The organism is Mucilaginibacter agri (genome assembly GCF_009928685.1).
GTDB lineage: Bacteria > Bacteroidota > Bacteroidia > Sphingobacteriales > Sphingobacteriaceae > Mucilaginibacter > Mucilaginibacter agri.
Genome location: NZ_WWEO01000040.1, coordinates 56,090 through 70,226 on the forward strand (window position 1 = coordinate 56,090; position 14,137 = coordinate 70,226).

The following is a 14,137-nucleotide window of genomic DNA, read 5'->3' on the forward strand; positions in this document are numbered from 1 at the left end:
ATTTGTTATTAAGCCAGATTTTTAGGTAGTTTGATTAAAAAGCTGGTTCCTTCGCATGGTTTGGATACCACTTCGATACTACCTTCATGTTTTTCGATAATACCGAATACAATGGAGAGCCCCAATCCAGTGCCCTCGCCGACTTCTTTGGTGGTAAAAAACGGATCGAAAATGCGTTGTTTAACATCGTCGGTCATCCCTCCGCCAGTGTCGGTAATCTCTATGCTGATGTACTCTGCATGGTCATTAGTAATAATAGAGATAGTCTCATTATAATGTTCGGGCTTACTCTTAATGGCTTGTATGGCGTTGGTAATAACGTTAATAAGTACCTGTCCAATTTTACCCGGATAGCAGTTGATAGGAGGGAGCCGGTTTAAAACCGGCGTTACCGAAATGTAAGTAGGGGTTGTGTTTCGTAAAATAACCAGTGCATTAAGTATCGCTTTATTGATATCGGCCATTTTAAGGCTTTGCGAATCTGTGCGGCTAAAGGTGCGTAGGCTATCTACAATTTCTGATGTTCTGTTTGCACCTTCTTCAATACCTTCCAATAAGGTTAATATCTCTTCTTGTATATATTTGATATCTATTTGCTCGCGGTACTCTATTATCTGATCTAATAATGCTTTGTTTAATGGATCTCGCTCAAAGTCCCTGTATTTCTCAATCAAGTTAAAAACTTCCAGAAAGTCCATTCGGAGGGGCTTTACATTAGAACTTACAAAGTTAATGGGGTTGTTTATTTCGTGGGCAATGCCTGCAGTCAATTGACCCAATGAAGCCATCTTTTCAGTTTCTACCAGCTGTTTCTGCGCTGCTTTCTGATGTTCAATGCTTTTAGAAAGGTTTTGGTTGCTTTCAATCAGTTCGCGGGTACGGGCATTTACCATGTTTTCGAGTATGAGGTTTTGCTCGGTTATCAGCTTCTCATTCTCCAGCGCAATGGTGAGGGCCGCAAGTTGTGACTCATTTTTCTGCTGACGATAAAAGTTGATCTTGTCTGCCAGGGCCACAGAAAATAAAATAAGTTCAAGAGCCGAAGCGTACAGTATGATATTGCCGGTAAAGTTATCGTAAGTAATTAAACCCTGATTGCGGGCGATAGAAAGGATAATAGAAATGAAAAATAGCGTCCACCCGATTAGAAAGTATTTTGCCGGTTTAAAGCCCTTTAAATAAAGTGCAATGCCAATACTTATTAACGCTATCGAAATAACAAAAGCACTTATGCTGATAAGGTTATAAGCGATGTGTGTGTAGCCCAGTATAATGCAGATTAGCGCCGCCGTATAAAGCAAATACAACGACCAGTAAAATTTGTGCGATTTTTTGCCATTTTGTTTGATCTGCAAAAACTCGTAAACAAAGAGCAATATAGAGTACCCAAAAAGAACCCGGCATATTGGTATAACCATAGTGTTGATTATAGTTTTATCGCCCGATATAAGATTGGTGCCATAGCCCCTCAGTAGCATCTGATTAAGCCCTAAAAAGATAATATACAGCACATAATACAGGTAGCTACGGTCTTTTACTATCAATAACAGCATAAGGTTATATACCGCCATAATGGCAATAATCCCTATAAAGCCACCCATGGCCAGCGTTTGGCTGCTGGTGCTTTGCAAAAATTCGTTAGCGCTGTATACGTGTATAGGTATAACTGTATTTGAGTTGCTTTGTACCCGCAGGTAAATAGTACGGGCCGAGTCGGGCAAAATAGAGCAATTTATATGGATGAGATTTTGCGATACATGCCTTAGGTTTGTATGCGGGAAATCTGAAAAAAGGTGTACTATTTTATTGTTACCGGCGTCTTTATAATAGAGATCGAAATTATCAATAACACTACTGGTGATCGTAATTGGCAGAAAGGGTTGGTTGGTTTTGTTTTTTATCGTGATTTTAAGCCAGATAGCCTTAGTTGTGTAATTAATAAAAGGCAACGTTTGCGTTGTAGTATGAAAGTTGGGGTTATTAATAATATTATCTATTTTGATGGTGCCATCTGAGTCTTCGAGAAGTTTATAATAGGTATTGGTAATAAACTTTGAGCCGTCTTCTTTAACCGTCAGTGTATCAATGGCGTAGGCTGAAAAACCTTGGATAGCAATAAATAAAAAAACTAAAATGGCTTTCATTTCTTATAGTAACGGAAAGGAATTTCTTGGGCGATGTATGGCTGTGCGCTATAAAAATAAAATAAATACTGTTTTAATTTATAAAAAGCTCCAGATTTGTAATCTAAACAACTAATCATATATGCAATACGGCGTATTATATGTCGATGACGAAATAAATAACCTAAACAGCTTTAAAGCTGCTTTCAGGCGCGATTTTACAATTTTTACTGCCCAGTCTGCCAAAGAAGGGCGTAAGATATTGGATAATAATGAAATCGGGGTAATCATTACCGACCAGCGCATGCCTACTATGACAGGCATCGAATTTTTGGAATCTATTTTGCCGGTATATCCAGATACCATCCGCATTTTGCTAACTGGCTTTGCCGATATTAATGCCGTAATGGATGCCATTAACCGTGGCCAGGTTTATAAATACCTGGTAAAACCATGGCACAACGAAGAGCTAAAAATGTACATCCAAAACGCGCTCGAGATTTATCACCTGCGCCGGGAGAACAAAGAGCTTGCCCAAAAGCTAAAGCAAGCCAATATAGAACTCGAAAACCTGCTTAAATCGCAGTAAACAAAAGAGGCTTCCTGAATGGAAGCCTCTTTTGTTATGTTTATAGCTTATGGTTGATAGTTCATGGCAGGAAGCTAGTAGTCCATATTTTATAACTATGAACCATCAGCTATAAACTACTGTTATACCTCTCTTCTTAGCCTCGCTACCGGGATGTTCATTTGTTCGCGGTATTTTGCTACGGTACGGCGGGCGATGTTGTAACCACGCTCTTTCAGTATTTCGGTTAGTTTTTCATCTGCAAGCGGATGGCGTTTGTCTTCACCTCCGATGCAGTCCTCCAAAATTTTCTTAACCTCTTTGTTTGATACCTCTTCACCGCTTTCGGTTTGTATCGCTTCGGAGAAGAATGATTTCAGCAGGAATGTACCATGCTCGGTTTGTACGTATTTAGAGTTAGCTACGCGCGATACGGTTGATATATCCATACCAATGCGGTCGGCAATGTCTTTTAATATCATGGGGCGAAGGTTACGCTCGTCGCCGGTTAAGAAGAAATCGTACTGATACTGCATAATAGCATTCATGGTTTTCAGTAAGGTTTGCTGGCGCTGTTTAATGGCATCAATAAACCATTTGGCCGAGTCGAGCTTTTGTTTTACAAACTGCACGGCCTCTTTCATCTTTTTATCCTTCTGCGATGCCTTGTCGTAATGTTCAAACATGTCCATGTATGAGCGGCTTACGCGTAAGTCAGGGGCATTTTTGGCATTCAGGGTAAGTAATAGCCGCCCGTCATCATTCACAATGTGGAAATCGGGAATCACCTGCAGCTGCTTGGTGTTTACTGCATTAGAGTCGCCCGGTTTGGGGTTCAGTTTTAAGATCTCGTTAATTACGGCACGCAGTTCCTGCGATGTCATATTCAGCGAGCGCTCCAGCTTATCGTAGTGCTTACGGGTAAACTCGTCGAGGTAGTTTTGTACCACCAGGATAGCCTTTTTAACAATCGGGTCGGTAAGGTCTTTACGGCGCAGTTGCAGTAATAAGCATTCCTGCAGTGTACGTGCACCAATACCCGGAGGATCGAAAGATTGAATTACCTTCAGCATTTCTTCAACCTCTTCGTCTTCGGCCATCACGTTTTGTGAAAAAGCCAGATCGTCGGTAAGAGACATGATAGGGCGGCGCAGGTAACCATCATCATCCAAACTGCCGATGATCTGCTGGCCTATCATAAAGTCTTTATCAGACACAGGCAATAAGTCTAACTGCGCTTGCAGGCTCTCAAAAAAAGAAGTTTGTATAGCTATTGGAATTTCCTTGCGGTCATCCTCATCGTCGCCATTTTGGTCATAGCGCGATCCATAGTCGTTAACATTGTCTTCCTGTAAATAGTCGTCAATGTTAAACTCATCGTATTCGCCGCCTTCGTCATCGCTGTTATAGTTATCCTCATCCGGATCGCGGTCGGGGTATTGTTCTTCGGGCTCGTTTAGGTTTGTTAAACTCAGATCTTCGAGTGCAGGGTTTTCCTCCAGCTCTTCTTTAATACGGGTATCTAGTGAAACAGTGGGTACCTGTAACAATTTGATAAACTGTATTTGCTGGGGCGAAAGTTTTTGTAAAAGTTTTTGTTGAAGATTCTGTTTAAGCATAATTAGATAAAGCCAAAATTACATCAATTTAGTAGAATATAAAAGGGCGTATTGTTTAACGTGTGTATCAATGTGTAAACACAATACACCATAATTGTTTTGGAATTAATAGAAGTTGTGACAGTTTTTTTAAACTGATAATTATATCTTAGTGTAAATTAAAAAATTAGCTTATGGGATTTGTTAAAGAGTTTAAGGAATTTGCCGTTAAAGGCAATGTGTTAGACCTGGCAATAGCTGTGGTTATAGGTGGTGCTTTCGGTAAAATAGTAAGCTCGCTGGTAGAAGATATAATCACGCCGGCTATTTTAACACCGGCGCTTAAAGCTGCTCACTTATCCAATCTTAGCCAATTGGTAGTGCCGGGTACGGCAATTAAGTATGGCAACTTTTTATCACAGGTAATCTCGTTTTTTATCGTAGCCCTTTCATTATTTGTTATAATTACGGCTATAAATCGTTTCAAGAAAAAAGAAGCAGTAGCGCCAACTGTTGCACCTCCACCTACTGCAGAAGAAACGTTATTAACGGAGATAAGAGACCTTTTGGCCAAAAAAAGCGTTTAAATACGTATATTTGTGTGTTTAATTGCTTGTTGAGCGCATAACTGCAAATGTTAATAAATTGTTTATGCATCTATTTGAAAAACAAAAATTAAACAGTAGATTTGCACTCTTATTTTTTAAAGCAACGAATACAACAATAATACAGTTATGAAAAGAACGTTTCAGCCTTCTCAGCGTAAAAGAAGAAATAAACACGGTTTCCGTGAGCGTATGTCAACTGCTAACGGCAGAAGAATTTTAGCTGCAAGAAGAGCTAAAGGCAGAAAAAGATTAAGCGTATCTGACGAAAAACGTCACAAAGCATAGTTTTTAGGTTGCTTTCTTCCGTAACTGGGTTTGAACCGGTTATTAATTTAAGTTCGGTTCAATAGTTAAGCAACATGTATACTTTCAAAAAAGAAGAACGTTTGTGTAATAAAAGGCTTTTAGAAAAGCTTTTTCACAAGGGTTCTTCTTTTTTATGTTACCCTTACCGGGTATCATGGATAATGGCCGAAGCCGAACAACCCGTACCTGTACAGGTTGTTTTCCCTGTGCCTAAAAAGCGCTACAAGCACGCTGTAGATCGCAATCTCATTCGCCGGCGCATGCGCGAAGCCTACAGGCTCCATAAGCAGCAAAACCTTTACAGTTTTTTAAACGAAGCTAATATTAAGCTCTCGCTTTCGTTAAGTTATATCGGTAAGGAGATAGAGCCTTACCCCGTGATGGAAAAAAAAATGCTAAAGCTGTTTGTGCAACTTTGCGATCTGGTAGCTAATGAAAAGCCTCAGCCAATTAATTAAAGCCGTTTTCGGATATATCTTCATCGTACTGATTAAAGTTTATCAGTACTTATTGTCGCCATTGCTGGGGGCATCGTGCCGTTATACGCCTACGTGTTCGCAATATGGGGTAGAAGCCATAAAAAAATATGGTCCGTTTAAAGGCGGATGGTTAACTTTGAAACGGATTGGGCGCTGCCATCCCTGGGGTGGGCATGGGCACGATCCGGTACCATAAATACCTATAGTAAAAATGAGTTTGATCCTTCAAATAGAAACCGCCACCACCGTATGTTCTGTAGCATTGGCGCAAAACGGAGAGCTACTTGCCGTTAAGGAAGTAAAGGAACGTAATGTGCATGCAGAGATGATTACGCTGTTTATTCAGGATGTATGTGCGATGGCAGGCAAGCAGCTGAAAGATATTGATGCTGTTGCCGTGAGTAAAGGCCCTGGCTCATACACCGGTTTGCGCATTGGAGTATCTACCGCAAAAGGAATTTGCTTCGGGCTGGATAAGCCATTAATAGCTGTTGATACCCTTGCCGCTATGGCAACTGGCGCAGCTACGTTTGCAGGCGAGTATGATAGCAACGCTATACTTTGCCCCATGATTGATGCCCGCCGCATGGAGGTTTATACAGCCATGTTTACTACCACTGGCGAATTGGTTAGACCTACCGCTGCTGAAATAATTGACGACAATAGCTTTGCAGAACTTCCCTCAGAACAGCAACTGGTAATATTTGGGGATGGTGCCGAAAAATGCATTCAGGCTTTGGCGCATCGCGGTAAATTGGCTTTCCTTTCACAATTTGAAAACTCGGCCAGTCAACTTACTCAGCTTGCGGCGCAAAAGTTTGCCAACAAAGAATTTGAAGATGTGGCTTATTTCGAACCGTACTACCTCAAAGAATTTATAGCTGGCGTAAAAGGCGCGAAGTAGATAATCAAAATATATTTTGAAACAACCGGCCAAAAAATCCTGGCTGTTCGCCCATTGGTATGTGGCTTGCGTTAGCTGCTGTTTCGATATCGGGGCCAAATTTAACCGAAAAGCCGAGGTAGATCCCGACATCGGTATATGATTTTACCTTCATAATAGAGCTGTTATCTCCAAACGCTGATTGTAATACATTACTATCCTGCAGTAATTGCTCCGTGCCGATAAAAAACTCAAAATTCGGGGCTTTATACATTAGCTGTGCCCCGAGATTGTACTGCTGCAGATCGTCAAAACTGCTGGAGAGGCCCAGTACCCATTTTTTGTATTGGATATTATTTACAAATGCGCCCACATAGCCCTTGTAAAACAGCTCTTTAGAGCCCACTAATATAGGTTGATATCTGAAGTTGTTATTCTCATCAAGCCCAAATACTTTAGTTGCACTTACCTCAATCAGGGCATCTGTCGGCGAATAAAATGAGCCACGTGCATGTCCTGATCCGAAAATATTATAAAGCGAATTGTAAATTCTGGTTCCCACATCACTACTCCGGGCATTGGTTAACACACGCGTGCCACCAAAATGGGTGTTATAGGAGTCGCTGTTCCAATGTATAAAACCGAGATCTTTAAGATTGTACTGAAATTTGAGGCCCCCCTCGGTAGTTTGTGCTAAACCAAAACTTACCGAAGCTCCGGGGTTTTTAAAAAGCGGCATTACATCATTTACAGATAGAAGCCGTTGATCGAGATTGGCCTGATATTTACCGCGTAACGTAAGACTTATCTGGTTGTTGGTTTTGTCGAACGTAACGGCCGACTGATCTATTTTAATCTGGTTATAAAGGATACCCGATAGGACACTAAACTTAAAGCCAGCCGCCCAATTATTGTTGAGTTCTTTACGGTAAAGCAGGCTAAATTGATGGTAGGTTTGATATCTATATTTGTCGTTTAAAATATCGTCGTAGGTGCCATTCGGAAACCTCGAGCCGCCATCAAACAGAGCCACGCTTTCATTATTAAAGCGCAAGTTACCTTCACCTTTTATCTGGGCTGCAAAACCAAGCTCCTGATTGCCATCTAAGCTCGTAAATATCCTGAACATGGCAAGGTATACGTTGGCATCTACCTTTGCCTCGTTAACATATCCGCTATTAATAGGTAGCCGCGGGCGGGTAGTTCTGTTGGGTAAAAAAAGGTATTGCCTTAATGCGTTTTGCGCGTTACCGCTTACGCTAACGTTGGCGCTTATATTTGAAAGCAGAAAGTTGAAAGCATATTTTTTGCTCGAATCGGGAATGAAAGCTCCCTGGGCCGGGTTCTCAAAAGACTCATACAGTGTATTACTAAAATACTGATTAAATCGTTGTGCTAAAGTCGGGGTAGTCAATAGTACACATAAGAAAATAGCTAACAACAACCTCTTCATTAGGTACTGGCTAATCAGATAATATAATATCCGAAAACATCAAATAGTTTCCGTTATTGAATATATATATTAAACAGAAAAGGAGTTTGACGTTATCCGCCCGAAGTAGTTTTCGCCAGTTTTATGTGAAATATGGTGTAGTTATTTTTCTTGAGGCGATAGGTATATTATCTATTAAGAAATTGGTTACTCGCTGGTTTTTGTCGAATCTGCCTTAGCCAGTTTCATGCAAAAATTAGTGTAGAAATTTTTATCAGAAGCGATTAACTGGTACGAAGCAGCATAGTAATTTTTAAAGCCTGGATCATTTTTCTGAAAGGTGTCGTAGAACCCAGGTTTCAAGTCGCGCTTAAATACCTGTTTCATATTCTTGAAATTAATAAAGAAGGCTACGTTACTGCGCTCTGACAACAAAAGGTCGAAATCATTGTAAGATTCTGTCTTGTTCAAAAACTTTTGGTTATTGTAGCTTTCATAATATGAGCGGATTTCTGATGCCGTGTTTGCCAATACCAGGTAGTTATTAATCACCGTGAAATACGGCTTATTAAAAATTCCGAAAGCGTCGCCCAGTAAGTAAAAGGGCACTTTGCTGTAGTTAAGCTGGCCGATATTGTCGCTTACTGCGGTACTTATGTTCATCAACGAGGGGAAAAGCTGCTGCCCGTTGTTTACTTCGATAATGGCTATCTTTTCCTGAAAACGAGTGGTGAGCACTGTAAATTCTTTACCCAATTGATCATTAAATTCCTTGTCGAAATTTACTCCCGTCTCTGTTTTAATTTGCTTAAAGAGGTCTTGCTTTTTTTGCTTATTGCCGCTTTTTTCATTCCATGCAGCAAGGTCTTTGATAAACTTGTTGGGGTTCGACACCGCAAAGGTTGTACTGTAAGCAGTAGTGGCTGGAAAGATCTCGTTTAAATGATTTTCCACAGGCTGCTGGCTTGCAAACAAGTTAAGGTAGCTTATCGGTTGTTTTAGATCGAGTCGGGTAAGGCCGTTAAACATTAAGGCATTTGACTTATAGTTAAGGCTCAATGCTGCCTGCCCCGGCAATATGCGAAACGCTCTGAAAAGATCGGGATTACTACTGATAAACAATTGCTGAAACAAAGGCTGTAGCTGTGTATAGTTTACATACAATATGGCCATAGCATTGTTATGCTGCTGTTCTGATAGTTGTAAAAAGCTATGCTTTTCTTTTTTATAATCGTAATTGGCACTTTTGTCTATCAACTCTTCAGCAAAGCTCCCTCTAAATATATGATGCTCAGATTCTATCAAATAAAAAGGGCGGCCTAAGCCGGTAATATCTATTTCAAAAACTTGCTTATCTCCCCGTTTTATCTGCTGTACCTTAACGCTGTCAATACCTTTAAGCAGGTCAATTAACGAGCCCTTTGGTGATTTATCAAAGGATGTAGTCAATAGAAAATCAACGCGATCTGCAGTTGATGGGTGTATGGATACGTAAATAGGTTGGTTCTCAAAATAAGGCTTTAGCGCTGCATTGTTAAGCAGGTGTTTACGTAAGGCATCAAGCTCCGTAGTTTTAGTTTGGCCGGCAATAGCAGTGAGCAATTGGTTGCCGCTAAAAGCTTCATAAAAGCCTTCGTCGTTACTAAATTCGGCTATCAGCGATGCATCTGCAGGTATATGCTGCATCACTTCTACAGGGCGTTTGCCCGGTGGATTTAAATTTTTGAAGTAAAATACAGTTACCACTGCTGTAGCAATAAGCAAGATAAGGGTGGTAATCAGGTGTTTCATTATTTTTAGTTACGGCAAATTTAGATTTTTACGCAATGCCCATAAAGTAATTATTTCAAATGGTTAATTTAGCCCAATACCATTATGAATAAACAAATAGTAATAACAGGCGCATTGTTTGGTGCGCTTGCAGTAATTACCGGCGCTTTCGGCGCACACGGGCTAAAGGCAGTATTAACATCATCACAACTCGAAACCTGGCATACGGCGGTTCAATACCACTTTTACCACGTTTTTGCATTGCTATTTTTGTCTACTTTCGGACGATTCAAAAATAACGTAATTTTTACCGGATACTGGCTTTTTACTTTCGGTATTCTGCTTTTTTCGGGCTCGTTATATTTATTGTCGTGCCGTGATGTTTTGGGCTGGAGCTGGTTGCATTGGCTCGGTCCGGTTACGCCCGTAGGTGGTTTACTTTTTATAGCCGGATGGATAACGCTTGCCGTTGCCGCCATTAGGCACAGATAGATCTATTTTTGGAAATGCTCGAATTTGCGGATTCATATCACGCAGGCCGTAAAACGCTTTTTGTTGACGTTATTTTACCGTTGGCCATTGCCAAAAACTATACCTACCGCGTTCCGTTTGAACTGAACAATGCTGTAGCTATAGGCAAGAGGGTGGTGGTACAATTTGGTAAGAGCAAATTATATACCGCTATTATTGCCGGTATAAGCGAGCACGCGCCCGAAAAATACGAGGCTAAATACTTGATGGATGTTCTCGACGAGCAGCCTGTTGTTACCGAAGTGCAGCTGTCGTTTTGGCAATGGATGGCCAACTATTATCTGTGCAATACAGGCGAGGTAATGAACGCGGCGCTGCCATCGGCCTTAAAGCTGGCAAGCGAAACCAAGATTGTTCTTAACAAAGATTATGAGATAGACCGTACAGCACTGCACGATAAAGAATATCTGATTGTAGACGCACTCGATATTCAACCCGAGCTTACGGTGAGTGATATTGCCAAATTGCTTGGGCAAAAAACGGTAATGCCGATATTAAAGCTGATGTTCGAAAAGAACCTCATTATGATATCGGAAACAGTAAACGAGCGGTATAAGCCACGCAAACGCGCCTATATTAAACTGAACCCTTTTTACCAGGGCGAGCAAATGCAGGAGCTTTTTGAACTGTTGGAAAAGCGGGCACCCAAACAAGCCGACGTGGTGCTGGCTTACATTAACCTGGCACGCGGCGGTAAAAAGGTTTCCAAAAATGATTTACTCGAGGCATCAGGCGCCACTTCCGCGGTTGTGAAGGCATTGGTAGAAAAAGAGATCTTATTTGCCGAAGATGTTAATGTAAGTCGCCTCTTTTTTGAAAATGATACCGACCCTGAGCTTGCCGCCGTTTTGAGCGATGAGCAGGAAACTGTTTTAACAGAAATCCGCACGCAGTTTGAGCAAAAGGACGTGGTTTTGCTGCATGGTATTACGTCCTCGGGCAAAACCCAACTTTATATTAAACTGATAGAGGAGATGATTGCCTCCGGCAGGCAGGTGCTATACCTGTTGCCGGAAATTGCCCTAACCACGCACATTATAGAGCGCCTGCGCAGGTATTTTGGCGAATCCATAGGTGTTTATCACTCCCGGTTTAATGATCAGGAGCGAGTGGAGGTATGGCAAAAAGTACTCGATGGTAGTTATAAGATTGTGCTCGGCGCACGTTCGTCAGTATTTTTGCCGTTTAATGATTTAGGGCTGATCGTAGTTGACGAGGAGCACGAAACCTCCTACAAACAGTTCGACCCAGCACCCCGTTATAATGCCCGCGATGCCGCAATTTATTTAGGCGCTATGTACCAGGGCAAGGTATTGCTTGGTTCGGCCACACCATCTATCGAATCATACTATAACGCGAAAACCAATAAATATGGTTTTGCCGAATTGAAAACCCGTTACGGAGGCGTAGAAATGCCCGAGATACAGGTGGTAAACATAGCCGAAGAGCTGAAGAGGAAAACCATGAGCTCGCACTTTACCAGTGTACTGATGGATGATATGCAGCAGGCTATCGAGAAAAAGGAGCAGATTATCTTGTTTCAAAACCGTCGAGGCTATGCACCAGTAATGCTTTGTAAGACCTGTGCCTTTACTCCTAAATGCATTAATTGCGACGTGAGCCTCACTTATCACAAAAGCAGCGGTAAAATGCATTGCCATTACTGCGGCTATAAGGAAGATAGCCCTACTACCTGCCCGGCCTGCGGTTCGGCGCATTTGGAATACAAGGGTTTCGGTACGGAAAAGGTAGAAGATGAACTTAGCGTTCTGCTACCCGATGCCCGCATTATGCGCATGGACCTCGATACCACCCGTGCCAAAAATGCCTTTCAGAATATTATGAATGATCTGGAAGAGAAGCGCCTGGATATACTGGTAGGCACCCAGATGGTAGCCAAAGGTTTAGACTTTGCCGATGTAACCGTTATTGGTATCATCAATGCAGACAGCCTGCTAAAATACCCCGATTTTCGTGCAAACGAACGCAGCTTCCAGATGTTGGCGCAGGTAAGCGGAAGGGCAGGGCGCAGGGGTAAACAAGGCAAGGTGGTTATTCAGACTTACGACCCTAGTCACCGAGTAATACAACAGGTTATAGATAATAATTATGCCGACCTATACACCAACGAGATAGACGAACGAAAAACGTTTAAATATCCCCCGTTTTATCGCATGATTCAACTGGATATCAAGCATAAAGATCCCGATCTGCTTTATCAGCAGGCCGAATACATTGCCGGCGAATTAAGGAAACATTTCGGCGAACGGGTTATCGGTCCGGAATACCCACTGGTGAGCCGGATCCGGAACTTCTACATCAAAACCATTATGCTCAAGTTTGAGCGGGATACCTTATCGTTAAATAAGGCCAAGGATATTATCCGGAATGTTGTGCTACAGTTTCAAACTACCAAGCTTAGTAAGGGTTGTGTGATACAGCCGGATGTTGATCCGTATTAACAGTGTGGTAAAAATAAAAGACTGATAAACAACAGGCTTTAAACTTGTCAAGATTAACATTAAATTATAGCAGGGTTAAGCGTGCCTTAATTTGCCTAGATTTGTACTAACAATGGCCTACAAGTTTATAGACAATTATCGCGAAAAAGGTGCCCGTAAAAGACTGGTTGATATTTTAGTTAAGAAGGGTATAGAAGACGAACGTTTATTGCAAGCCATTGGAAAAGTGCCTCGCCATTACTTTTTCGACGAAACTTTCTGGAATCAGGCGTACCGGGATATCGCTTTCCCAATAGGCGAGGGGCAGACTATTTCACAGCCCTACACCGTCGCATATCAAACACAGTTGCTTCATGTGGGCAGAAATGATAAAGTATTGGAAATCGGCACCGGATCGGGCTATCAAACCTGTATCTTATTAGAACTCGGTGCCAAAGTTTATACCATAGAACGCCAGGAGAAGCTCTACGAGCGCACTAAACAGGTGCTGCCTTATATGGGCTACAAACCAAATTTCTTTTTAGGAGATGGCTCCAGAGGCATAGAAAGCCATGCACCCTATGACAAGATCATCGTAACTGCCGGCGCTCCAACCGTGCCAGATGTTTTGCTTAAACAACTTAAAGTAGGCGGTATCTTGGTTATCCCAGTAGGTGACGAAGAACAGCAGAAAATGGTAACAATCCTCAAAGTTGCCGAAAACGACTATGAAAAAGTTGTGCTAGATACCTTCAGGTTTGTACCGCTGGTAGGGGATAAAGCGTGGTAGTTAGAGAGTCGAGAATCGAGAGTCAGGAATCAGGACAAAAAATAACAAGAAAGGCGACGATAGCTATCGTCGCCTTTCTTGTTATGGTTCCAAAGTCTTGATTCTTGCTTCTCTTTCTTCCCCTTTAGGGGGCAGGGGGGCTATCTTTTCATCGCCCTATCCATCTCCACTTTGGTGTCGCGTTCTTTTAGGGTTTCGCGTTTGTCGTAGGTCTTTTTACCTTGGGCAAGGGCGATTTTTAATTTGGCGAAACCGCGCTCGCTGATAAAAATAGCCAGTGGAATTATGGTGAAGCCTTTCTCTTCGGTGCGGGTTTTAAGCTTTTTGAGTTCCTTTTTATTTAAAAGCAACACACGGTCGCGCTTGGCCTCGTGGTTGTAAAATGAGCCGTGCGAGTATTCTGCAATATGCAGGTTGCGGATGTACAATTGATTATCAATAAATGTACAGAAAGCATCATTAAGGTTGGCCTTACCATCACGGATCGATTTAATTTCGGTCCCCAATAGTTTTAAACCAGCCACATACTCGTCAAGCACATGATATTCAAAATATGCTTTTTTATTCTTTATATATAAGTCTTCTGCCATTACTGCTGCAAATATGCA

The 14,137-nt window shown here is 41.8% G+C and carries 14 protein-coding genes; 9 read left to right on the forward strand and 5 right to left on the reverse strand.

Annotation, left to right across the window (positions count from 1 at the left end; genetic code table 11):
• Positions 1-8: 8 nt before the first annotated feature.
• Positions 9-2,144, reverse strand: coding sequence for a sensor histidine kinase (locus GSY63_RS06035; protein ID WP_166584893.1), 2,136 nt, complete (start codon positions 2,142-2,144; stop codon positions 9-11).
• 121 nt (positions 2,145-2,265) lie between these two features.
• On the opposite strand from GSY63_RS06035, the gene GSY63_RS06040 reads away from it, so the two are divergent.
• A complete protein-coding gene (locus tag GSY63_RS06040; protein ID WP_166584894.1) occupies positions 2,266-2,712 on the forward strand; it encodes a response regulator in 447 nt (148 codons plus the stop codon).
• Positions 2,713-2,834: 122 nt separating this feature from the next.
• Here GSY63_RS06040 and rpoN read toward each other — a convergent pair whose 3' ends face one another.
• Complete coding sequence (gene rpoN / locus GSY63_RS06045) at positions 2,835-4,310, reverse strand: RNA polymerase factor sigma-54 (protein ID WP_166584895.1); 1,476 nt, start codon at positions 4,308-4,310, stop codon at positions 2,835-2,837.
• Positions 4,311-4,483: 173 nt separating this feature from the next.
• Here rpoN and mscL point away from each other — a divergent pair, with 173 nt between their 5' ends.
• The 5 genes from mscL (at position 4,484) to tsaB (ending at position 6,586) form a co-directional block, all read left to right on the forward strand.
• A complete protein-coding gene (gene mscL / locus GSY63_RS06050; RefSeq protein WP_166584896.1) occupies positions 4,484-4,876 on the forward strand; it encodes a large-conductance mechanosensitive channel protein MscL in 393 nt (130 codons plus the stop codon).
• Positions 4,877-5,023: 147 nt separating this feature from the next.
• Positions 5,024-5,182 carry a 50S ribosomal protein L34 gene (gene rpmH, locus GSY63_RS06055; protein WP_074489881.1) on the forward strand — a complete coding sequence of 53 codons (159 nt, stop codon included), beginning with the start codon at positions 5,024-5,026 and terminating at the stop codon, positions 5,180-5,182.
• A 74-nt stretch (positions 5,183-5,256) separates the two neighbouring features.
• Positions 5,257-5,661 carry a ribonuclease P protein component gene (locus GSY63_RS06060; protein ID WP_166584897.1) on the forward strand — a complete coding sequence of 135 codons (405 nt, stop codon included), beginning with the start codon at positions 5,257-5,259 and terminating at the stop codon, positions 5,659-5,661.
• Positions 5,636-5,878, forward strand: a complete 243-nt coding sequence (yidD, locus tag GSY63_RS06065; protein ID WP_166584898.1) for a membrane protein insertion efficiency factor YidD — start codon at positions 5,636-5,638, stop codon at positions 5,876-5,878. The genes GSY63_RS06060 and yidD overlap by 26 nt, the downstream gene beginning before the upstream one ends.
• A gap of 15 nt (positions 5,879-5,893) precedes the next feature.
• Positions 5,894-6,586: a tRNA (adenosine(37)-N6)-threonylcarbamoyltransferase complex dimerization subunit type 1 TsaB gene (tsaB, locus tag GSY63_RS06070; protein WP_166584899.1), complete on the forward strand. Its 693-nt coding sequence runs from the start codon at positions 5,894-5,896 to the stop codon at positions 6,584-6,586.
• A gap of 4 nt (positions 6,587-6,590) precedes the next feature.
• On the opposite strand, the gene GSY63_RS06075 is transcribed toward tsaB, so the two are convergent.
• Entirely contained in the window at positions 6,591-8,018 is a 1,428-nt protein-coding gene (locus GSY63_RS06075) for a DUF5723 family protein (protein ID WP_166584900.1), read from the reverse strand.
• Positions 8,019-8,204: 186 nt separating this feature from the next.
• Complete coding sequence (locus tag GSY63_RS06080; RefSeq protein WP_166584901.1) at positions 8,205-9,788, reverse strand: hypothetical protein; 1,584 nt, start codon at positions 9,786-9,788, stop codon at positions 8,205-8,207.
• An 84-nt stretch (positions 9,789-9,872) separates the two neighbouring features.
• Here GSY63_RS06080 and GSY63_RS06085 point away from each other — a divergent pair, with 84 nt between their 5' ends.
• The 3 genes from GSY63_RS06085 to GSY63_RS06095 all read left to right on the forward strand — a co-directional run bounded on the left by GSY63_RS06085 (position 9,873) and on the right by GSY63_RS06095 (position 13,529).
• Complete coding sequence (locus GSY63_RS06085) at positions 9,873-10,259, forward strand: DUF423 domain-containing protein (protein WP_166584902.1); 387 nt, start codon at positions 9,873-9,875, stop codon at positions 10,257-10,259.
• Between the two features lie 14 nt (positions 10,260-10,273).
• On the forward strand, positions 10,274-12,760 hold the full coding sequence (gene priA / locus GSY63_RS06090) for a replication restart helicase PriA (RefSeq protein ID WP_166584903.1): 2,487 nt from the start codon (positions 10,274-10,276) through the stop codon (positions 12,758-12,760).
• 112 nt (positions 12,761-12,872) lie between these two features.
• Positions 12,873-13,529, forward strand: coding sequence for a protein-L-isoaspartate(D-aspartate) O-methyltransferase (locus tag GSY63_RS06095; RefSeq protein ID WP_166584904.1), 657 nt, complete (start codon positions 12,873-12,875; stop codon positions 13,527-13,529).
• A gap of 140 nt (positions 13,530-13,669) precedes the next feature.
• Here GSY63_RS06095 and smpB read toward each other — a convergent pair whose 3' ends face one another.
• Entirely contained in the window at positions 13,670-14,119 is a 450-nt protein-coding gene (gene smpB, locus GSY63_RS06100) for an SsrA-binding protein SmpB (protein WP_166584905.1), read from the reverse strand.
• Between the last annotated feature and the right edge of the window lie 18 nt (positions 14,120-14,137).